This is a genomic window from Ruegeria sp. CE9, from assembly GCF_056537425.1.
On record NZ_JBQFRO010000012.1, the window covers coordinates 77,669 to 95,970 of the forward strand.

Sequence of the window (18,302 nt, forward strand, 5' to 3'; positions counted from 1 at the left end):
CCTCAAATTGGAAAAGTGCGTGGTACATGGGGGTTAGGGTAAATCCTTGCCAAACACACACCCCTGTTTCACTGTCCATCCTATGGATTTGTGATCGAGGGCAGCCATTGGATCATCTGTTTCTGAACGTCCTGAACGTGGTTCTGCCTGTATTGATCTGCGCTGGAATCGGCTATGTTCTGGCCGTAATCAAAGCCCCTTTTGACAATAAGGTCATCGGTGGAATTGTCTCGCGTGTGGGGTATCCGACGTTGATCATCTCACATTTGTCGACCACCCAGATCGCCGTGGGCACCTTTCTTGACGTCGTGACAGCGGCGGCATTGGCGATTGCGGGATTTGGGCTGTTGGGATTTGTCGCGCTCAAGCTGATGCAACTACCAGTGCGGGCGTTTCTGACGCCCCTGATGCATGGCAATGTGGGCAATATCGGCTTGCCCATAACCCTTTTGGCGCTGGGCGATGCGGGCATGGCCTATACGATGGGGTTTGTGGTCGTTGTGCTGATCAGTATCTTCACGATCGGCATGTGGATTCCGGCCGGAGAGTTTTCGCCCAAGAAATTGGCGACATCGCCGATTATCTACGCGGTGGCATTGTCTCTGGTGCTGATGGCGACGGGCATCAGCCTGCCGCAACCGGTGGCCAAATCCTTTGACATTCTGGGCGGGCTCTCGATCCCGCTGATGTTGCTGACGCTGGGCCACACGCTGGCGACGCTGCGGATCAAGAGCCTTGGGCGTGCTGTCTTGCTGACCGTGCTGCATCTGGTGATGGCGGTGGTGATTGCCAGCGCGTTGGTCTGGTCTTTTGGCTTCACCGGGGCCGAGCGGGGCGCGGTGATCCTGTGCTGCTTGATGCCGTCCTCGGTCGCGACCTATCTGTTCATCGATCAGCATGTGCCGGAATATGGGCCGGATGTGGCCGGGTTTATTCTGGTCTCGACGCTGACCACGATCCTGGTGCTGCCAGTGGCGCTGTCTTACTGGGTCTGATGGGCGCAGGGTGCGCCATCCGGTAAAAATTATACCTATCGGCAAAAAATCGTTTAATAATAGGCACAACACGCTGCCCGAAAGGTCAGTGCGCTATTCCTGAATGGGGGGCAGGCAGATGTTAAAAGACACAACCGAGGGCACATCCGGCGCGGCAGGGGCGCGTCTGGTTTTGGTGATGACGGCGCTGTGCATGATGGTTGTTGGCTTCAATACCACGGCCGTTGCGACGATCCTGCCCAACTTGAAAGCCGAGTTTGATCTGTCACCCTCTAGCCTGCAATGGGTGATGGCAATCTATACCGTGGTCAGCGCCACGCTTGTCACCATCGTCAGCCGGCTTGGCGACATCACCGGCAAGATGGGCGTTTTCTTTGCCGGGATGATCGTGTTTGCCGTTGGCTCTGCCCTTGTGCTGTTTTCACAGGACGCGGCCATGCTGCTGGCGGGCCGCGGGGCGCAGGGCGCAGGGGCGGCGGCGCTGTTTGGCACCTCGCTGTCGCTGCTGACTGCCGCCACGCCCGAGGAACAGCGCGCCAGCGTCACCGGTGCCTGGGGCGCAATCGTGGGGCTGGCAATCGGCGTTGGTCCGATCGTCGGCGGTGCCTTTGCGCATTACCTCAGCTGGCGGGGCGTGTTTGCCACCGATCTGGCGCTGCTGATCGTGGCCTTTGTGGTCGGTTTGCGGGTCAGTAAAGAGCATTACGTCCCCGACACCCGTCTTGCAGGCGCAAAGTTTGATCTGGCAGGTGCTATCGCCGTGGTCTTGCTGCTTGGCCCGTTATCCTTTGCGCTCAGCAATGGGGAAAGCCACGGATGGGCCACAAGATCGACCCTGATCCCGCTTGCCGTGTCGGCTGTGGCGGTGATTGCGCTGGTCATCACCTCGCGCCGCAGCGCAGACCCCCTGATCGAGCTGCGGTATTTCCGCCACCCCCGCTATTTCATGGCGGCGGCAGGGATGTTCATCACCGGCTTCGCGCTGTTCAGCTTTTTCGTCTATTTCAACGTCTTCGTGCAATCGCCGGATGCATTCGGCCTGTCTGCCGTGGGGGCCGGGGTGGCGATCCTGCCGTTAAGCCTCAGCATGTTCGTCGTGTCCGTGGTCGCCCCGCGCTTTCTGGCGCCTTACAGTTTTCGATGGCCGGTGATCTTGGGCATGGGGTTCATGGCCTGCGGGTTCCTGCTGTTGACCACAACGGCGAACACAACCGGAATGGGCGGGATCTGGTGGAAGCTGGTGATCATCGGGATCGGGATGGGCATCGGATTTTCGCTGCTGCCACGTCTGGGCCTGCGCTTGTTGCCAGAGGAGCATGTGGGTCAGGGTTCGGGCGTGGTAAATGCTTTTCTTTATTTTGGGGCCACGCTTGGTGCGGTGGTCGGCGGGTTGGCCGAAGCAATCACCACCCGGCGCGGCTTGACCGAAGTGATCAACGCCTTGCCCACTGGGTCCGAGCAGCGGGCTGATCTGGCCCATGCGCTGACACATGGCACCGCAAGTCAGGTGCAACAGCTTATCGCTGGGCTTGATCCGACCACAGGCGAAACGCTGGCGCGTGCCCTGCGGGATTTGCAGGATGATGCCTTTAACAGCGCTATGTTTGTCGCTGCCATGGCGACGCTTTTGGGGATGATCCTAGCCGCCGCGCTGCTGCGAGGCCCGGTGCCCCCACCACACAGCGCCGTTGATCTGACCAAGGACTGAATGCCCAATGGTTCCCTTGTGACCGCGGCCAAATCGGCCTAGGTTTTCGCCATGTGTGGAAAATTTGCAGCCGGTCACCTGACGCAGCGGGAAATGCTGGCGATTACCGAGTATTTTCTCTATGGCAAGGTCTCGCCTGATCTGCCCGAACAGCTGCCTTCGGGTGGGTACAATGTGTCTCCGACCAATCGGGTTGGCATGGTCCGTTGGGACGGAGACCGGGCCCAGCTGGCGACGGCGAGCTGGCAGATCAAAGACCCGCGCAGCAAGAAGCCGATGATCAATTCGAAGATCGAGAATGTCAGCTTCTGGCAGGAGTATTGGAACAAGGGGCGCTGTCTTATTCCGGCGCTGGGGTATTACGAATGGCCCAAGGATCAGGGCCATGATTGCCCTGTCTACATCACGGTTCAGCGAAATGCCCCGGTGATGTTCTTTGCGGGGTTTTACCGAACGGATGATGGCAGCCACAGCTGTACGATCCTGACCCGGCCACCCAGCCCTCAGATCGCGCATATTCACAGCCGAATGCCGGTGATCCTGACCCCGGATGAGATCGAAAGCTGGCTATCGGGCGTCACAACTGCGCAAGAGGCGCAGCAGTCGTTGGGCACGCAGTACGAAGGCCGGTTCGAATTTCACACCGTCAAACCCATCAAGCGCGGGGCCGAGGGTGAGGACATGATCGAGCCCTACACGCCGCCCGTCCAGACCGGGTTTGATTTCTGAGCCTGCAGTAAACGCAACGGGTTCACAAAAAAGGCCGCCCAAACAGGACGGCCTTTCGCATCTTGGTTAAAGTCCGGCTTAGAAGCCCAGACCTTCGTATTTCTTCTTGAACTTCGACACACGGCCGCCGGCGTCCAACAGGCGCGACGAACCACCGGTCCATGCGGGGTGCACGGAGGGGTCGATTTCCAGAGCCAGCTGGTCGCCTTCGCTGCCCCAGGTGGATTTCATCTGAACCACGGTGCCATCGGTCATTTTGACGTCGATGAGGTGATAATCGGGATGGATGTCTTTTTTCATCTTTCCGCTCCTTACGCCTCGGCGCCAGCCTTGGGCTTGTAGTTGGTGACTTCTGCGATACGTGCGGATTTACCGCGACGGGTACGCAGATAGTACAGTTTGGCGCGACGAACGCGGCCACGGCGGACAACGGTGATGCTGTCGATATTGGTCGAATGCAGCGGGAACACACGCTCCACACCTTCGCCAAACGAAATCTTGCGAACGGTGAACGAACCGGCGATGCCGCTGCCACCTTTGCGCGCGATGCAGACGCCTTCGTAGTTCTGCACACGGGTACGCGACCCTTCGGTCACTTTAAAGCCGACACGGATGGTGTCACCGGCTTTGAAATCGGGGATGTCTTTCCCCAGGGCGGCAATCTGTTCCGCCTCAAGCTGTGCGATCAGGTCCATCGCATTTACTCCTATCTGCTCGTGGTTGGTCCACGAAGTTTGGGCACGGCCTGAGAGCTCTTGGTCTTCACCGGGTCCTGTGTACAGCCCGCCAGAGGTCAGATCGAATGTTCCTTTTTGCTCGGTCCGCCCTGTCGCGCCGTGGCCGAAGAAAGCCGGGCGTCACGTCAGGATGCAAACCAAAACACCGGAGTCGCGTAGTGCGGCACCGGATTGCGCTGCTTTAAGGGCTTTGCGGGCAGGGATCAAGACTTATTCGTGGTGAAACAGGTGAGTTTTTGCCGCCCGTCAAATCCGCCGTTGCCTTGTCCGCCAGATCAGGCATTCTGGGATCAATTATAAGAGCAGATATTTAATACAGGATCATATGATGCGCAAAGCAATCCTGCTGGCCGTTCTGGCACTTGCACTTGTCTCTTGTGGCCGCCGCGGTCCGCAACCTCAGGCGGTTGAGCCGCAGGCCTTCGCGGATACGACCCCGCCTTCGATCATATACCCCGCCTTTGGCGATGCCGACCCGCACCCGTGGGAGGGGCGCCATCCCGGCCATTACCCGGTGCATGGATTGGATGTGTCGCGCTGGCAGGGACCGATTGACTGGCGCACCGCACAAAAATCCGGTGTCAGCTTTGCCTTCATCAAAGCCACCGAGGGCGGAGATTTTACTGACCCGATGTTCGACGAGCACCGACGCGGCGCGCAGGCCGCCGGGGTGCCATGGGGGGCTTATCACTATTACTACTTCTGCCGTCCGGCGCATGAGCAGGCCCGCTGGTTCATCCGGAATGTGCCCAAAGGGGCCGACCTGCCGCATGTGCTGGACATGGAGTGGACACCCCATTCCAAAACCTGCACTTTGCGCCCCGATGGCCGCACCGTCCGGGCCGAAGCGCAGCGGTTCCTCGACATCCTCGAACGCCATTATGGCCGACGTCCGATTGTCTACACGACGGTAGATTTCTACGGCGACACCGATATCGGACGACTTCCCAAAACCGAGTTCTGGCTGCGTTCGGTCGCGGGCCATCCGCGCAACGTTTATCCAGGCTCGGTCTGGCGGTTCTGGCAGTACACCGGCACCGGACTGGTGCCGGGAGTTCAGGGCAAGGTTGATATCAATACCTTCAACGGCACGCCCGAGACTTGGGCGTTGTGGAAGGCGACCCGTTAATCTTTGTCTTTTGATGACCGATAGGCGTCCCACAGATCGGGCCGCCGTTCGCGGGTGATCTGTTCTGACATCTCATGACGCCAATCCGCAATGCGGCCGTGATGGCCTGACATCAAAATATCGGGGATCGGGCGGCCTTTCCACTCGGCGGGGCGGGTGTATTGCGGATGTTCCAACAGGCCCGAGGAAAAGCTTTCTTCCTCTGCTGAGGCCTGATTGCCGAGCACGCCGGGGATCAGCCGGACTGTGGCGTCGATCAGGGCCTGTGCGGCGATCTCACCACCGGTCATGACGAAATCGCCCAAGCTGACCTCTTGCACGCCGTAATGCTCCAGCACCCGCTCATCGACGCCTTCGAACCGCCCGCACAGCAGGGTCATGCCATCGCAGCGGGCCAGGTTTTGCATCATTCTCTGATCCATCCGACGCCCGCGCGGGCTGAGGTAGATTAACGGCCAGTTGCCCCGGATACCCGCCATCGTATGTTCGATGGCTTCGCCCAGAACATCAGCGCGCAGCACCATGCCTGCACCGCCGCCCGCAGGGGTGTCATCCACATTGCGGTGCTTGCCGACCCCGAACTGGCGCAGATCAACGGTTTCCAGCTGCCATAGCCCGTCCTGCAGGGCCTTGCCTGTCAGGCTTTCGCCCAGAACGCCGGGGAAGGCGGTCGGGAACAACGTGATAATCTTGGCCTTCCACACCCCGTGCAGGTCTGGCGTGGGCGTCATCAACTCGCGCGGCTTCAGCGTCGGGCGGATGGCTTTGCGGCCATAGGACTTGCTGGGTTTTTCTGTCATTTCGAGCCGATCAGATCATTTTGGACGCTTTGCACCAGAGCCGCCTTTTGATCGATCAAGGCCGCATCGTCCAGAGCCGAGCGGTTTATCTCTAACATCTGCTGCAGGATATCTTCAGGCAGGCGTGGGTTGGATCGGGTCGGGCCGACCAATTCGGCGGCCTTGTCCTTGGGTAGGTCCAGGAATTCGGCAAAGGTATGTCCAAGTCCGTGGCGCAGGCCCTGCAGGTCCTCCAACCATTCCGTCCGGACCGAGACCGAGGGCAGGCGGTCGCGCACTTCTTCTGCCGCGATCTGTGGCGAGGACACCGGTTCGAGTCTGGCGCGAAAGGTCTCAAAATCCTGAATCAGGCGTGATCGTTGCAGATCATGCGCCCACAGGCTGCGCAGCCAGCTTCCGCGTTGGCGCAGCGAGTAGTAGATCGTGATATGCACCTCTTCCCCGGCAAACCGGTCGCGGATCAAGCCGACAAGGCACGAGGCGAGCTCGGGCGCGGCCTCATATCCCACCGCGACATTGCGGCTGGGGCGCAGGCCCGAGAAATTCTCTTCGCTCAGAACCAGCCCACGCTTCTGGCCGAACTCCAGTGAATTCAGGAAGCGCCGCATCTGATCCTTGAAATCGCTCATCGCGCCGGGGGTGCCGTAGACGGAATAGCGTGTGGCTGCTTCGGACAGGCCGGTTTCGCGGGTCCGATAGGGCAGGACCAACGCATGGTGCGGCCAGATCAATGAGCGATTTTCGAATAGAAAGGACTGCGCCGCCGTCGTCCCGGTCTTATGCAGACCCAGATGCAGCAACACACGGCGCATTACAGCAGGCCCTCGGGCGGATCAGCGATGATGCGGCCTTTGTCGAGATCAACGGTCGGAACGGATTCGAGTGTAAACGGCAGCAGCACGGTGGCCTTTAAGCCCGGCCCGTGCAGTTCCAACAGATCCGCCGCGCCGTGATTTTGAACCGATTTCACCCGGCCCAGCAGCGTGCCGCCGGTGTCATAAACCTCAAGTCCGATCAGATCGGTGTGGTAAAACTCATCATCCGGCAGCGAGGGCAACTGATCGCGCCGTGCATACAGGCGCAGGCCATTCAGCGCATCCGCTTGTTCCTTGGTCTCAACCCCACCCAACCGGGCGGCAAATCCGTTCTTGATCGCGCGGGTCAGGACCACGGGGTAGCGGTCTTTGCCGGTCTCGTCGGTCAGCGGCGCATAGCCCTCGATATCTTCGGGGACGGCGCAGAAGCTTTTCAGCCGCACCTCGCCGCGCACACCGTACGAGCCCGCAATGCTGCCCACGCAGATCAGATCACTCATTTCGACCATCCGTCACACATAGCCCGTCCCGCCATTGCCCGATCACCTCGCACGCCTCGCGCTGGTTCGAGCGCTCAAAGAACACGCCCACAATAAAGGCGATTGCCAGCAGGATGGGAAGTCGTAACAAACCGAACATGTTTAGCGCACCTCGATGGGCAGAGCGTCATTGCGGTCTTCCCAACCGGCCCGTTCCAACTCGGGCGTGTCGGACTCTTCTTCCGGCCAGCCAACGCAGAAATAGCCGATAAGCCGCCAGTTGTCCGGAACGTTCAGATCGGTGTTCATTTGGTCGGGATCCAGGATTGATACCCAGCCCAACCCCAGCCCCTGCGCGCGCAGGGCCAGCCAGAACAGAGTGATGGCCGAGACGACTGAATAGCGCCGCATCTCTGGCATTGTACCCGCGCCCAGCGCTTGCCCCTTGTCAGTGGTATCATCGCAGAACACGGCCAATTGCACCGGGGCTTCTTTCATCCCGGACAGTTTCAACTGGCTATACAGCTGCGCCTTTTCGCCGGAATATCCGGTCAGCGCCTGTTCGTTTGCGGCTTGGAAATTCTTCAGCGCCGCGTCACGCGCAGCCTGAGTTTCGACGCGGATCACGCGCCAGGGTTCGCTGAGCCCAACCGAAGGGGCCATTCGAAACGCGTCGAGGCAGTGCATCAGCACTGCCTCGTCAACTGCGTCGGTGCGGAACCGGCGCACATCGCGCCGGAGCCGCATCAACAGATCGAACTGCGTGCGAAAATCGTCGGTAAAAGCCTGATCCCGCACGCGCCCGCCTGCTTATTCTTCTGCCGCAGCTTCTTCAGCCGGTGCAGCAGCAGCTTCGGCAGCTTCAGCAGCCTTGGCCGCTTTCTCTTCTGCGCGTTCCTGAGCTTTCTTGCCCGGGGTGCCTTTGTTGGGGTTGTTGCGCTCGGCCTTGTCGCGTGCGCCAGCAGCTTCCAGCATACGTGCGATCCGGTCGGTGGGCTGTGCGCCCTGATCCAGCCAGTATTGAATGCGCTCCAGGTTCATTTTCACGCGCTCTTCGCTGTCTTTCGGCAGCAGCGGGTTGTAGGTGCCCAGCTTTTCGATGAAACGGCCATCGCGAGGCATGCGGCTGTCAGCAGCCACGATGCGGTAGAAGGGACGCTTTTTCGAGCCGCCGCGGGCGAGACGAATTTTCATTGCCATGGTGGTATCTCCTTTGAATGGCGTATCCGGCGTAGGTGCCGGTTAGTTCTGATGTTTCTTATGGTGTCGGATGACTTCCTGAATGATGAAATTCAGGAAAGCCTTGGCGAAATCGGGGTCCAGATCGGCCTCTTTCGCCAGGTCTTCTAACCGTGCGATCTGCGCAGCCTCGCGCGAGGGATCGGACGGGGGAAGGTCGTGTGCGGCCTTGAGCTTGCCAACAGCCTGCGTGTGCTTGAACCGCTCACCGAGCGTGTAGACAAGGATCGCATCCAGCCGGTCGATGCTTTCGCGGTGATCCTTCAACAGCGCGGCAGCTTGTGTCACGGGGTTGGTCATTGGCCGGTCCTTTCGGTGGTCAAGTCAATTTGCGGATGGCGCCAGATCTGAGCGTGCTTGCCCAAAAGCTCGGCACGCTCAATCTCCAGCGTTGCGCCCAGCCGTTCGGCCAACACGCGCGAGCGATCGTTGGCATGGGCGATATAGGAAATCACCCCGTTCAGGCCCTGATGCCGGGCAGCATAGTCGCGAGCAGCCGCTGCGGCCTCAAATCCCAAGCCTTTGCCTTCGGCCTCAGCCATCAGAGACCAGCCCAGTTCGGGTTCTGCCCAGCCGGGGACGTCGATGATTCCAGCCCAACCTACGAATGCGCCGCTGGCCTTTTCGGTCAGATGCCACAGGCCATAGCCCCGCAGCGCCCAATGTCCCAGCCGGTTCGACAGTGAATTCCAGCACTCGAATGCATCCTTGGGCCCGCCCACCATATGGCTGCGCTTGGTCGCGAAGAATTCGGTCATTCCGGGCAGATCATCCAGATGCGGCGCACGCAGGATCAGGCGATCTGTTTCAACGGAAGGGATCGTGAACGTGGTCATGCCGCCGCCTCCAGTTGTGGATGCCGAAAGACTAGGCAAGGCTTGTCGGGGTTGGGTTGCAGGGCGTTCGGATCGGCCACTGCGCCCATACGTTCCGCCAGCGCAATCGACCGCTGGTTTGCAGCGTCGATATAGCTGACGATCTTGGTCCATCCGAGAGTATTGCGCGCATGGTGCAGGGCGGCCTTTGCGGCCTCTAGTGCGATGCCTTTACCCTCGGCCTGTTCGAACAGAACCCAACCAATTTCTTTCTCGGGTCGGCCATCAGGGTAATACGGCCCAACCATCCCTAGCGCAGTGTCGTCCCCTTTTTCGGTAACGGCCCACAGCCCGTAACCACGCACCTGCCAATGGCCCAGCATCGCGACGGCCGCATTCCAGGCGCGCGCGCGGGGCAGATGCCCGCCTGCGTATTTCGAGCGCTCAGAGATATAAAACTCTGTCAGAGCGGGCATATCAGCCACCCGGGGTTCCCGGAGGGTCAGGCGCTCGGTTTCGATGATGGGAACGGTGAAAGAGGTCATGCGTAGGCCTCCATCCCGCCATTCACCAGATCGGCAGGCGCAGGATGCCGCCAGATTTCGGTTTTGCCGAACTTGGGGTGCTCATAGTGATATTCGAACTGTGCGCCCAACCGTTTGGCCACGGCCTTGCTGGCGTGGTTGTCCAGATCGATCAGCGAGATCGCTGTTTCCCAGCCCAGAACATCATAGGCATAGGTGCGTGCGGCCAAGGCGGCCTCGGTCGCATAGCCTTTGCCGGTGCCGTGGTTCAACAGTGTCCAACCGACCTCAGGCTCGGGCCAGCCTTCGGGGCACCAGAGGCCGATGCGACCGACATAAGCGCCGGTGTCTTTCTCATCGACGCTCCAATAGCCGTAACCGCGCATAACCCAATGCCCGAGCAGCGAGGCGACCACCCGCCAGACCTCATCCCGGCGCAACGGTCCGCCAACGAATTTGGCGGCATCACTGGCAAAAAACGCAGTATCCGCGTCCAGATCGGCCTCGGATGGCGCACGCAGGATTAGGCGCTCGGTCTCAAGCGTGGGGATATTCAGCAAGGTCATGCGATCCCCTCCGTGCCCGCTGGCATATGGCGATAGACGAGGGTGGTGCCGTCGGCTTCGGGAATTTCACGCTCAACGCTTGCGCCCAGGCGCTCGGCCAGTCGTTGCGACCGCGCATTTCCCTTCACGATGAAGCTTGCGATTGTGTTCCAACCCAACTGGTCGAAGGCAAAATCACGCGCCGCGCTTGCGGCCTCAAACGCATATCCGTGGCCTTCGCCCTCTTCGGTGAAGATAAAACCAAGCTCTGGCTCAGGGTCTTCCGGTTCGAAGCCAAGAACGACGAAGCCCAGCAGTTGGCCGTCCACCTTCGCTGCAACCGACCACAAACCATGGCCGCGCAAGGACCAGATGGCGACCATCTGAGCGAAATCGTACCACGCATCCTCGCGCGACATGACGGTCAGGTACCGCGCACGCGGGCTGGCGACGATTCGGGCGTAAGTGTCGAAATCCGACAATTGCGGTGCGCGCAGAACCAGTCGCTCGGTTTTAAGCGTCGGGATCACACCCGCAACACGAGCCGCCAGTTCGGCCCCCTGTGCATTTGGCGCAGCTTCGAACCGGAAGGTCATCGAAGAACCTCCGGATTGGCGCATGCGCGCAGGGATATGCAGGGGGCGAATGCCACGTTACTTCTTTTTCCCGAACCCGCTGAGACCCGGAGGCAGCGCCATGCCGCCGCCCATGCCTGGCAGGCCACCGCGACCACCCATCGCCTTGGCGGCGGCCTGTTCCAACGCCTTGGGGTCCATGCCTGCTGCCATGTCCTCGGGCGAGGGGCCGCCTTTGCCGAACATGCCCTTCATGGCCTGTTTCAGCATCTTGCCTTTGCCCATCTTGCCCATCTTCTTCATCATATCCGACATCTGCCGGTGCATCTTGATCAGCTTGTTGAGGTCGCTGACCTCCATCCCCGAACCCGCCGCAATCCGTTTCTTTCGGCTGGCTTGCAGCAGTTGCGGATTAGCGCGTTCGCGTTTGGTCATGGATTGGATCATTGCGATCTGCTGGCGCAGGATCTTGTCGTCCAGACCCGCCTGATCCATCTGCTTGGCCATCTTGCCCATGCCCGGCATCATGCCCATCATGCCCTGCATGCCGCCCATCTGGATCATCTGTTCCAGCTGCATTTTCAGGTCGTTCATGTTGAACTGACCTTTGACCATGCGCTTCATCATGCGCTCGGTCTGTTCCATCTCCATCGTTTCCTGGGCCTTTTCGACCAGAGCAACAATGTCGCCCATGCCCAGAATACGACCGGCGATCCGGTCCGGCTCGAAGGTTTCGAGCGCGTCCATCTTCTCGCCCAGACCGACAAAGCGAATGGGCTTACCGGTGACTGCGCGCATCGACAGCGCCGCACCGCCACGCCCGTCACCGTCCATCCGGGTCAGAACCACGCCCGAGATGCCGACCTTGGCGTCAAACTCTTCGGCCACTTCAACGGCGACCTGACCGGTCAAGCCGTCGACGACCAGCAGCGTCTCGCGCGGATCGACCACATTGCGGACCTGCTCGACCTCGTCCATCAGGACTTCGTCGATGTGCAGACGGCCTGCGGTGTCGAGCATATAGACGTCATACCCACCTAGCGTCGCCTGCTGCTTGGCGCGCTTGGCGATATCGACCGGCGTCTGACCGGGTACGATCGGCAGCGTATCTACACCAACCTGCGTGCCCAGAACCGCAAGCTGATCCATCGCCGCTGGGCGATAGACGTCCAGCGAGGCCATCAGGACCTTCTTGCCCTCTTTCTCTTTCAGGCGTTTGGCGAGCTTACCGGTGGTGGTCGTCTTTCCGGAACCCTGCAGGCCGACCATCAGGATCGGGGCAGGCGGGTTGTCGATCTTCAGCGCGCCGGGGTCTTCTTCGCCGCGCAGAGTATCGACCAGCGCGTCATGCACGATCTTGACGACCTGTTGGCCGGGGGTGATCGATTTGGTCACCGCCTGACCGGTCGCCTGTTCCTGCACCTTCTTGACGAATTCACGCGCCACCGGCAGCGAAACGTCAGCCTCAAGCAGGGCAACGCGAACTTCGCGAAGGGCGGTTTTGACGTCTTCTTCGGACAGCGCACCTTGTTTGGTCAACCGGTCAAAGACGCCGGAAAGGCGTTCGGATAGATTTTCAAACATGCCTTCGGCCTCCTATGCCTGTTATCGGTTGGCGTGCCCTAGATAGGATGCGCCGGTTAAATGCACAAACGCCCCCACGGGCGAAACTCGCTGGTGGGGGGCGATCCCTGAACGACTCAAGGGACCGGAAGATCAGACGCTTCCGGATGTGTGGCCGTCCTCTACGCTGATGGGCCGCCTGAGTCAAGGCGAGCGCTTTGAGCAAATGGCCGGTTGGTGTAGCGTCCTGAGGTCGGGGTTAGGTCTGGAGACTATTGATGAGTAATCCATTGCCGCAGCGCACCAAGGACTATGTTGGTGAAGTTACGAATACCGACATCTGGTCCAGTTTCGAAATCCGCCCGGACGATATTTTTGTCTGCACGCCGCCCAAGTGTGGCACCACATGGACGCAGTCGCTGGTCCGGATGCTGATCACCAAAACCGCCGACCCTGCAACCTATAACAACCGGGTTTCCCCTTGGGTGGATTGCGGGTTCAGAGACCGCGACGAGCAGGACGCTTTGCTGAAGGCGCAAACCCACAGGCGCTGTATCAAGACACATACGCCGATGGACGGGATCACCTATTCCCCAGAGGCGACCTATCTGGTGGTGCATCGTCACCCGGTCGACGTGCATTTTCACTGCGCAGCCATGTGGAGAATATGAAAGACGACTGGCTGGATTACCTGTTTCCCGGAGATATGTCCGAAGCTTTCGCGATGTTCCTTGATCGGCCCGCATCATCCAAGGGCACAGACGATCTGACTCTGGCTTCATTCATCCATCATTATCGGTCATTTTCGACATTCCGACATCTGCCAAACATCCATTTCCTGCACTACGCGGAACTCAGCCGCGATCTGCCGGGGCAGGTGGCGCGGCTTGCCCGGATTATGGGGGCCGACGTCAAACCAGCGATGATTGATGATATCGCGCAAGCTGGAAGCTTTGGCTCGATGAAGGAAAACGCGAGGCGGGTGTCACAAGAGCCCGGGTTCAAAAGCGGGTTTCAGGATTATGCGAAATTCTTCGCCTCCGGCACCAGCAACAAGTGGGAGGGCATGCTGACCGCAGACGACATGGCCCGCTATGATGCGCGTTTGTCCGAGATGGTCAGCACGTCCGAACGCGCCTGGCTGGAGCACGGGCAAATATTGTAAGCGTCAGGCTTTTATCCGGGCCTCCTCCTGTCGTGCGGGAAGCCATTCATTGACCGCATCCGCCATTTCACGCGCGCCACGTCCGCTCGAGAATGCCTCGACAATCGGATGCCGCCCGGCGCTCATGCCTTCATCCAGTATTAGGACAGGGCGATACAGGGTGGATGAGCTACTGTCTCGGCGTGACACCGTTTGCTCGGTTTCGGCATGGGACAGGTTTGACAGCTTGTGTTCGACCGCCTCATAGCCAAAGACCGATTGCCTGCGGATCACGATACTGTCCTTGTCCCGGTCCAGTATGACCTGAACACGGCGTACAAAGGTGCAGAATGCTCCGACCCCCATTCCGCCACCAAAGAGCGCGAAGAAGATACCAAACCAGATACCCTCGCCCCCTTGCGCAACCATGAACAGGCCCGCGCCGACAAAGGCGAGGATGAAGAACATCAATGAGATGCCAATGAACCATGGCGTATCAGACAGGATCAGTTGGTTCGGGGAATTGCGTGTGACTTTCATGGCGGCACGCTAGCATCGAATGCGGCGCCTGTCGTGGCTTGAATTTACCCCGCGGTTGCGCGATGTGCGCGGTGTACGAGGAGGTTCCCATGGACGCATCATCCGCATTTCAGGACACATTGCCGCTCAGCTCGGATGCGCTGCTGGCGCAGCTGGACGATTGGGGGCTGCCGTATCGCCTGCACACCCATGTGCCGCTGCGCACGGTCGAGGACGCCAAAGGGGTCGAAGATCAGTTCATGGTGCCGGGTGAAAACGCCCTGCGGCTCAAGAACCTGTACCTGCGCGACAAGAAAAAGCGGAACTACCTGGTCACGCTGGAACAGAGCCGCGAGATTGACCTCAAGGCGCTGGCTTCTGAATTGGGGATTGGCAATCTGTCCTTCGGTTCGGCCGATCGGCTAATGCAGAACCTCGGCATTCGTCCCGGTGCGGTCAGTCCGATGGCCATGATCAACGGGGTTCAGAATGACGTGCGGTTTTTCATGGATGCCGCGGCGCAGAGGGCAGACGTGATCTACATGCACCCGCTGGTGAATGACCGCACCGTCGCGTTCGCGCGCGATGATTTGATGACATTCTTCGCCAACATCGGATGCGAGGTGACCTGGCTGCCCTGATCACCCCTCAAGCGCCTCGTTCAATGCAGCAGCGACATGGGCGGCAGAGGGGTTGATGAACAAGTGGCCATCCGCCTCGAACACCGGATCGTCAAGATGGTTGGGGAAGGCCAGCGGCAACTCGGTACAGGCCAGCAGAATGGCCGTTCCGGGCGCGGCATGTTTATTGCAAAAGGCCAGCAGGCGCGCATGGGCGATGCGAGATGCCCCGCCGTAGAAATCGCTGTCGATCATTGCCTGCATCTCGGCAATCTCAGGATCGGGCAGGCGGGTGTTTGCAGTGATCCCTTCGGTAGCCAATCGATCAGCGTAATTGCTGTCCTGCATGGTCACTGCGGTGCCGAGAACCAACGCTTTGGTCGCGCCGGTCGTGGCGGTCGCTTCGGCGGTTGCATCGAATATGCTGAGAATGGGCATCGAGACCCCGTCGCGGATTGCATGAAGGCGCGCATGGGGTGTGTTCGAGGCGATGATGCCAAAATCGCAGCCTGCGTTTTGCAATGTCAGCAGGGCCTCTCGGAACACGGCATCGAAGGCGGCCCAGCTTTCCTCAACACCGGCCACGCCGCGCAAGGCGCGGGTTCTGGATTGGGTGACGGATTCGATGGTCATGGGTGGAATGGGCAGTGGCGATCCATGGCCGCGCTCTGCGAAATACCGGCCCGCGCCTTCGGCAATTGCGCGGTAGTAGTCCACGGTCGACGCCCAACCCACACCGCCCAAAATCCCGATCTTCTTCATGTGAAACGCCCAGTCTGCTGATTTGCCTTGGCGCAGACTGGACGGTTCAGGGGGTGCAGGTCAATCAGGCCGCCAACTCAGTGACCGCTTTCTGTGCCTTGGACAAAGTGGTCTCGGGGTCCAGTGCCATGCGGTCTGCGGCAATAACCTCGACATCATGGATGCCGATGAAGCCCAGAACATGGCGGGCATAGGTGGTGGCAAAGTCGATCTCGGAGCCAACAGCGGTACCGCCCGAAGCAACGGCGAGGATGGCGCGTTTGCCCTCCAGCAGACCTTTCGGACCTTCCTCGGAATAGGCAAATGTCAGACCAGCACGGGCGACCAGATCGATCCAGGCTTTGAACGCGGCGGGAACCGAAAAGTTGTAGATCGGCAGCCCAATGACAATGGTATCGGCCCTTTGCAGCTCGGCCACCAATTCGTCTGACAGGGCCAGCAGCTCGTGCTGTTTTGCGTCGCGCTGATCTGCGGGGGTGAAGTTGGCACCGATCCAGTCTTCGGTCAGCAGGGGCAGGGGGCTGGCCAGGTCACGGCGGATGATCCGGCTGGCGTTCAGGTGGCGCACCACCCGGTCAGACAGATCACGCGTCGCAGATCCGGTGCGGCGGGCAGAGGCGTCGATATGCAGGATGGTATTGGTCATTTCGGGGTGTCCTTTGTTGCGGATTTACCTTCTGTTGCCTCAATATGACTATTGCGAATGTGAACAAAACTCGGATATATCAACAAGCATTGTTAGAATTTGCACATTGGATCAGATGCAATGGACAATTGGGATGAAGTGAGAACCGCCTATCAGGTGGCGCGCATGGGAACGGTCAGCGGGGCAGCGGATGTGCTGGGCGTACACCACGCCACGGTGATCCGCCATATCGATGCAATCGAGGCGCGGTTGGGCGTGAAACTGTTCCAGCGTCACGCGCGCGGCTATACCCCAACCGAAGCGGGCGAAGATCTGCTGCGTGTGGCGCAGGCGACCGAGGATCAGTTCAACCAGTTGGTCGGCCGCATGAAAGGGCGCGGCGATGATGTCTCGGGCGAGCTGGTGGTGACCTCACTGGCCTCTCTGGCCCCGTTGATTGTACCGACGCTGACCGAGTTCCAGCAGACACATCCGGGGCTGATCGTGCGCTATCTGACGGGCGACCGCTTGTTCCGGCTGGAATATGGCGAGGCGCATGTGGCCATTCGGGCCGGGGCCGCGCCGGATCAGCCCGACAATGTTGTTCAACCCTTCATTCCGCAGGAGGTCGGGCTGTTCGCCAGCAAAAGCTATATCGCGCGCCACGGCAAACCCGCGCGGGTCGAGGATTTCGCCAACCACTTCTTTGTTGGCAATGATGATGAAAACAGCCGCGCGCCGTTTTCCCGCTGGTTGCGCGCCAACGCACCGGAACAGGCGATCACCTTCCGCTGCACAAACAACTTCTGCATGCGCGAGGCCGTATTGGCCGGGGCCGGCATCGGTTTCATGGCCCGGTGGGAGGCCGCGCGCGACCCCGAACTGGTCGAGGTGATGGCACCTCTGCCCGAATGGTCGGGCAAACTGTGGCTGGTGACCCACGTGGATCTGCATCGGACGACCAAAGTACAGGCGTTCCTGAGCTTCCTGAAAGATCAGTCCAAAGGCTGGCTGCCGTGACCCCACAAGCTCACGGCCATCTAGCCATGCTGTCATTCTCGGCTTTGGTGGCGGGAAGTTTCTCGCTTGGCTCGATGGTCGCGAACGAGATCGCGCCCTCGGCGATCACAGCGGCGCGCTTTGCGATTGCGGCAGTGGTGATCGGTATCGCAGCGCTTGCCACCACAGGCATATCGCGCAACGCAGCACAGGCGCCATGGCGCTATTTGGTGCTTGGCGGATTGTTCGGGACGTATTTTGTTCTGATGTTTTACGGGTTGCAATCCGCACCTCCGGTCAGTGCAGCTGCGGTCTTTACGCTGACCCCGGTCATGTCAGCGCTGGCCGGGTGGATGCTGCTGCGCCAGATAACAACGCCGCGCATGGCCTTTGCGCTGAGCGTCGGCGCAGTCGGGGCGCTTTGGGTGATCTTCCGGGCAGATTGGCAGGCGTTTCAGGCGTTCGAGATCGGTGGCGGAGAGATTATCTATTTCTGGGGCTGTGCTGCCCATGCCGTCTATACGCCCATGGTGCGGCGGCTGAACAGGGGGGAGCCTGCGGTAGTGTTCACCTTCGGCACGCTGGTGGCCGGGTGTTTGATCCTGACGGCCTGGGGCTGGTCGGACATTCGTGCAGTCGATTGGGGTAATCTTCCCGGGATCGTCTGGGTGACGCTGCTTTACATCTCGCTATTTGCGACTGCGACCAGTTTTGTACTGGTCCAGTTTGCAGCGTTGCGTTTGCCCGCGGCCAAGGTCATGGCCTACACCTACCTGACACCCAGTTGGGTGATCCTTTGGGAAATCGCGTTCGGACGCCCTGCGCCAACGGCACTGGTGTTAGTGGGCGCAGCGCTCACCGCTGTTGCGCTGTTATTGCTGTTGAAAGGTGAAGACGCGCCAGCCAACACGCCGGTGCGCTCGAATTGAAGCTTGTGAATTCTACCTGATGTGGCAGCCTGCCTGTCACCACCAAGGAGA

The 18,302-nt window shown here is 60.0% G+C and carries 26 protein-coding genes; 9 read left to right on the forward strand and 17 right to left on the reverse strand.

Annotated elements, in window-relative coordinates:
• Positions 1-107 precede the first annotated feature (107 nt).
• The 3 genes from ACR0B3_RS19345 (at position 108) to ACR0B3_RS19355 (ending at position 3,432) form a co-directional block, all read left to right on the forward strand.
• The gene (locus tag ACR0B3_RS19345; RefSeq protein ID WP_480810480.1) at positions 108-995 is read left to right on the forward strand and encodes an AEC family transporter; all 888 of its coding nucleotides are present in this window, start codon (positions 108-110) and stop codon (positions 993-995) included.
• Between the two features lie 118 nt (positions 996-1,113).
• Positions 1,114-2,703, forward strand: coding sequence for an MFS transporter (locus tag ACR0B3_RS19350; protein ID WP_480810481.1), 1,590 nt, complete (start codon positions 1,114-1,116; stop codon positions 2,701-2,703).
• A gap of 51 nt (positions 2,704-2,754) precedes the next feature.
• Positions 2,755-3,432, forward strand: a complete 678-nt coding sequence (locus ACR0B3_RS19355; protein WP_480810482.1) for an SOS response-associated peptidase — start codon at positions 2,755-2,757, stop codon at positions 3,430-3,432.
• Positions 3,433-3,510: 78 nt separating this feature from the next.
• Here the strand turns inward: ACR0B3_RS19355 and rpmE are convergent, their stop codons facing one another.
• Entirely contained in the window at positions 3,511-3,732 is a 222-nt protein-coding gene (gene rpmE, locus ACR0B3_RS19360) for a 50S ribosomal protein L31 (protein WP_480810483.1), read from the reverse strand.
• A gap of 11 nt (positions 3,733-3,743) precedes the next feature.
• Positions 3,744-4,127: a 50S ribosomal protein L19 gene (gene rplS / locus ACR0B3_RS19365; protein WP_039541573.1), complete on the reverse strand. Its 384-nt coding sequence runs from the start codon at positions 4,125-4,127 to the stop codon at positions 3,744-3,746.
• Between the two features lie 370 nt (positions 4,128-4,497).
• Here rplS and ACR0B3_RS19370 point away from each other — a divergent pair, with 370 nt between their 5' ends.
• Positions 4,498-5,298 carry a glycoside hydrolase family 25 protein gene (locus tag ACR0B3_RS19370; protein ID WP_480810484.1) on the forward strand — a complete coding sequence of 267 codons (801 nt, stop codon included), beginning with the start codon at positions 4,498-4,500 and terminating at the stop codon, positions 5,296-5,298.
• On the opposite strand, the gene trmD is transcribed toward ACR0B3_RS19370, so the two are convergent.
• From trmD to ffh, 12 genes are read right to left on the reverse strand one after another with little or no spacing between them, the layout of a single operon-like run.
• Positions 5,295-6,098, reverse strand: coding sequence for a tRNA (guanosine(37)-N1)-methyltransferase TrmD (trmD, locus tag ACR0B3_RS19375; protein WP_480810485.1), 804 nt, complete (start codon positions 6,096-6,098; stop codon positions 5,295-5,297). The genes ACR0B3_RS19370 and trmD overlap by 4 nt on opposite strands.
• Positions 6,095-6,910, reverse strand: coding sequence for a hypothetical protein (locus ACR0B3_RS19380; RefSeq protein WP_480810486.1), 816 nt, complete (start codon positions 6,908-6,910; stop codon positions 6,095-6,097). The genes trmD and ACR0B3_RS19380 overlap by 4 nt, the downstream gene beginning before the upstream one ends.
• Positions 6,910-7,413, reverse strand: a complete 504-nt coding sequence (gene rimM / locus ACR0B3_RS19385) for a ribosome maturation factor RimM (protein WP_480810487.1) — start codon at positions 7,411-7,413, stop codon at positions 6,910-6,912. The genes ACR0B3_RS19380 and rimM overlap by 1 nt, the downstream gene beginning before the upstream one ends.
• Positions 7,406-7,552: a hypothetical protein gene (locus ACR0B3_RS19390; RefSeq protein ID WP_170392664.1), complete on the reverse strand. Its 147-nt coding sequence runs from the start codon at positions 7,550-7,552 to the stop codon at positions 7,406-7,408. The genes rimM and ACR0B3_RS19390 overlap by 8 nt, the downstream gene beginning before the upstream one ends.
• Before the next feature lie 2 nt (positions 7,553-7,554).
• Positions 7,555-8,190: a 5,6-dimethylbenzimidazole synthase gene (bluB, locus tag ACR0B3_RS19395; RefSeq protein ID WP_480810488.1), complete on the reverse strand. Its 636-nt coding sequence runs from the start codon at positions 8,188-8,190 to the stop codon at positions 7,555-7,557.
• A 12-nt stretch (positions 8,191-8,202) separates the two neighbouring features.
• A complete protein-coding gene (gene rpsP / locus ACR0B3_RS19400; protein WP_170356106.1) occupies positions 8,203-8,592 on the reverse strand; it encodes a 30S ribosomal protein S16 in 390 nt (129 codons plus the stop codon).
• Positions 8,593-8,634: 42 nt separating this feature from the next.
• Entirely contained in the window at positions 8,635-8,931 is a 297-nt protein-coding gene (locus tag ACR0B3_RS19405) for a chorismate mutase (RefSeq protein WP_039541590.1), read from the reverse strand.
• The gene (locus tag ACR0B3_RS19410; RefSeq protein ID WP_480810489.1) at positions 8,928-9,467 is read right to left on the reverse strand and encodes a GNAT family N-acetyltransferase; all 540 of its coding nucleotides are present in this window, start codon (positions 9,465-9,467) and stop codon (positions 8,928-8,930) included. Before ACR0B3_RS19410 ends, ACR0B3_RS19405 begins: the two co-directional genes overlap by 4 nt.
• Positions 9,464-9,991, reverse strand: a complete 528-nt coding sequence (locus ACR0B3_RS19415) for a GNAT family N-acetyltransferase (RefSeq protein WP_480810490.1) — start codon at positions 9,989-9,991, stop codon at positions 9,464-9,466. The genes ACR0B3_RS19410 and ACR0B3_RS19415 overlap by 4 nt, the downstream gene beginning before the upstream one ends.
• Entirely contained in the window at positions 9,988-10,536 is a 549-nt protein-coding gene (locus tag ACR0B3_RS19420) for a GNAT family N-acetyltransferase (RefSeq protein WP_480810491.1), read from the reverse strand. Before ACR0B3_RS19420 ends, ACR0B3_RS19415 begins: the two co-directional genes overlap by 4 nt.
• The gene (locus tag ACR0B3_RS19425) at positions 10,533-11,111 is read right to left on the reverse strand and encodes a GNAT family N-acetyltransferase (protein WP_480810492.1); all 579 of its coding nucleotides are present in this window, start codon (positions 11,109-11,111) and stop codon (positions 10,533-10,535) included. The genes ACR0B3_RS19420 and ACR0B3_RS19425 overlap by 4 nt, the downstream gene beginning before the upstream one ends.
• Before the next feature lie 57 nt (positions 11,112-11,168).
• Complete coding sequence (gene ffh, locus ACR0B3_RS19430) at positions 11,169-12,674, reverse strand: signal recognition particle protein (protein ID WP_480810493.1); 1,506 nt, start codon at positions 12,672-12,674, stop codon at positions 11,169-11,171.
• A 257-nt stretch (positions 12,675-12,931) separates the two neighbouring features.
• Between ffh and ACR0B3_RS19435 the strand changes: the two genes are divergently transcribed.
• Together ACR0B3_RS19435 and ACR0B3_RS19440 are read left to right on the forward strand one after the other, a co-directional pair.
• On the forward strand, positions 12,932-13,324 hold the full coding sequence (locus ACR0B3_RS19435) for a sulfotransferase domain-containing protein (RefSeq protein ID WP_480810494.1): 393 nt from the start codon (positions 12,932-12,934) through the stop codon (positions 13,322-13,324).
• The gene (locus tag ACR0B3_RS19440; protein WP_480810495.1) at positions 13,321-13,818 is read left to right on the forward strand and encodes a sulfotransferase domain-containing protein; all 498 of its coding nucleotides are present in this window, start codon (positions 13,321-13,323) and stop codon (positions 13,816-13,818) included. Before ACR0B3_RS19435 ends, ACR0B3_RS19440 begins: the two co-directional genes overlap by 4 nt.
• Before the next feature lie 3 nt (positions 13,819-13,821).
• On the opposite strand, the gene ACR0B3_RS19445 is transcribed toward ACR0B3_RS19440, so the two are convergent.
• A complete protein-coding gene (locus ACR0B3_RS19445; protein WP_480810496.1) occupies positions 13,822-14,337 on the reverse strand; it encodes a hypothetical protein in 516 nt (171 codons plus the stop codon).
• An 89-nt stretch (positions 14,338-14,426) separates the two neighbouring features.
• On the opposite strand from ACR0B3_RS19445, the gene ACR0B3_RS19450 reads away from it, so the two are divergent.
• Positions 14,427-14,957, forward strand: a complete 531-nt coding sequence (locus tag ACR0B3_RS19450; protein ID WP_480810497.1) for a prolyl-tRNA synthetase associated domain-containing protein — start codon at positions 14,427-14,429, stop codon at positions 14,955-14,957.
• Here ACR0B3_RS19450 and ACR0B3_RS19455 read toward each other — a convergent pair whose 3' ends face one another.
• Together ACR0B3_RS19455 and ACR0B3_RS19460 are read right to left on the reverse strand one after the other, a co-directional pair.
• A complete protein-coding gene (locus ACR0B3_RS19455) occupies positions 14,958-15,698 on the reverse strand; it encodes an aspartate/glutamate racemase family protein (protein WP_480810498.1) in 741 nt (246 codons plus the stop codon). It abuts the gene before it with no gap.
• A gap of 64 nt (positions 15,699-15,762) precedes the next feature.
• Complete coding sequence (locus ACR0B3_RS19460) at positions 15,763-16,344, reverse strand: FMN-dependent NADH-azoreductase (protein ID WP_480810499.1); 582 nt, start codon at positions 16,342-16,344, stop codon at positions 15,763-15,765.
• Positions 16,345-16,464: 120 nt separating this feature from the next.
• Between ACR0B3_RS19460 and ACR0B3_RS19465 the strand changes: the two genes are divergently transcribed.
• Positions 16,465-17,343 carry a LysR family transcriptional regulator gene (locus tag ACR0B3_RS19465; RefSeq protein ID WP_170686629.1) on the forward strand — a complete coding sequence of 293 codons (879 nt, stop codon included), beginning with the start codon at positions 16,465-16,467 and terminating at the stop codon, positions 17,341-17,343.
• The gene (locus tag ACR0B3_RS19470) at positions 17,340-18,251 is read left to right on the forward strand and encodes a DMT family transporter (RefSeq protein WP_480810500.1); all 912 of its coding nucleotides are present in this window, start codon (positions 17,340-17,342) and stop codon (positions 18,249-18,251) included. The genes ACR0B3_RS19465 and ACR0B3_RS19470 overlap by 4 nt, the downstream gene beginning before the upstream one ends.
• The last annotated feature ends 51 nt before the right edge of the window (positions 18,252-18,302 follow it).

What these genes read in the sequence shown, in the direction of transcription:
- ACR0B3_RS19350 (WP_480810481.1), top strand. Translation starts at nt 1,114, where the DNA reads ATGTTAAAAGACACAACCGAGGGCACATCCGGCGCGGCAGGGGCGCGT.
- ACR0B3_RS19355 (WP_480810482.1), top strand. Translation starts at nt 2,755, where the DNA reads ATGTGTGGAAAATTTGCAGCCGGTCACCTGACGCAGCGGGAAATGCTG.
- rpmE (WP_480810483.1), bottom strand. Translation starts at nt 3,732, where the DNA reads ATGAAAAAAGACATCCATCCCGATTATCACCTCATCGACGTCAAAATG.
- rplS (WP_039541573.1), bottom strand. Translation starts at nt 4,127, where the DNA reads ATGGACCTGATCGCACAGCTTGAGGCGGAACAGATTGCCGCCCTGGGG.
- ACR0B3_RS19370 (WP_480810484.1), top strand. Translation starts at nt 4,498, where the DNA reads ATGCGCAAAGCAATCCTGCTGGCCGTTCTGGCACTTGCACTTGTCTCT.
- trmD (WP_480810485.1), bottom strand. Translation starts at nt 6,098, where the DNA reads ATGACAGAAAAACCCAGCAAGTCCTATGGCCGCAAAGCCATCCGCCCG.
- ACR0B3_RS19380 (WP_480810486.1), bottom strand. Translation starts at nt 6,910, where the DNA reads ATGCGCCGTGTGTTGCTGCATCTGGGTCTGCATAAGACCGGGACGACG.
- rimM (WP_480810487.1), bottom strand. Translation starts at nt 7,413, where the DNA reads ATGAGTGATCTGATCTGCGTGGGCAGCATTGCGGGCTCGTACGGTGTG.
- ACR0B3_RS19390 (WP_170392664.1), bottom strand. Translation starts at nt 7,552, where the DNA reads ATGTTCGGTTTGTTACGACTTCCCATCCTGCTGGCAATCGCCTTTATT.
- rpsP (WP_170356106.1), bottom strand. Translation starts at nt 8,592, where the DNA reads ATGGCAATGAAAATTCGTCTCGCCCGCGGCGGCTCGAAAAAGCGTCCC.
- ACR0B3_RS19405 (WP_039541590.1), bottom strand. Translation starts at nt 8,931, where the DNA reads ATGACCAACCCCGTGACACAAGCTGCCGCGCTGTTGAAGGATCACCGC.
- ACR0B3_RS19410 (WP_480810489.1), bottom strand. Translation starts at nt 9,467, where the DNA reads ATGACCACGTTCACGATCCCTTCCGTTGAAACAGATCGCCTGATCCTG.
- ACR0B3_RS19415 (WP_480810490.1), bottom strand. Translation starts at nt 9,991, where the DNA reads ATGACCTCTTTCACCGTTCCCATCATCGAAACCGAGCGCCTGACCCTC.
- ACR0B3_RS19420 (WP_480810491.1), bottom strand. Translation starts at nt 10,536, where the DNA reads ATGACCTTGCTGAATATCCCCACGCTTGAGACCGAGCGCCTAATCCTG.
- ACR0B3_RS19425 (WP_480810492.1), bottom strand. Translation starts at nt 11,111, where the DNA reads ATGACCTTCCGGTTCGAAGCTGCGCCAAATGCACAGGGGGCCGAACTG.
- ffh (WP_480810493.1), bottom strand. Translation starts at nt 12,674, where the DNA reads ATGTTTGAAAATCTATCCGAACGCCTTTCCGGCGTCTTTGACCGGTTG.
- ACR0B3_RS19435 (WP_480810494.1), top strand. Translation starts at nt 12,932, where the DNA reads ATGAGTAATCCATTGCCGCAGCGCACCAAGGACTATGTTGGTGAAGTT.
- ACR0B3_RS19440 (WP_480810495.1), top strand. Translation starts at nt 13,321, where the DNA reads ATGAAAGACGACTGGCTGGATTACCTGTTTCCCGGAGATATGTCCGAA.
- ACR0B3_RS19445 (WP_480810496.1), bottom strand. Translation starts at nt 14,337, where the DNA reads ATGAAAGTCACACGCAATTCCCCGAACCAACTGATCCTGTCTGATACG.
- ACR0B3_RS19450 (WP_480810497.1), top strand. Translation starts at nt 14,427, where the DNA reads ATGGACGCATCATCCGCATTTCAGGACACATTGCCGCTCAGCTCGGAT.
- ACR0B3_RS19455 (WP_480810498.1), bottom strand. Translation starts at nt 15,698, where the DNA reads ATGAAGAAGATCGGGATTTTGGGCGGTGTGGGTTGGGCGTCGACCGTG.
- ACR0B3_RS19460 (WP_480810499.1), bottom strand. Translation starts at nt 16,344, where the DNA reads ATGACCAATACCATCCTGCATATCGACGCCTCTGCCCGCCGCACCGGA.
- ACR0B3_RS19465 (WP_170686629.1), top strand. Translation starts at nt 16,465, where the DNA reads ATGGACAATTGGGATGAAGTGAGAACCGCCTATCAGGTGGCGCGCATG.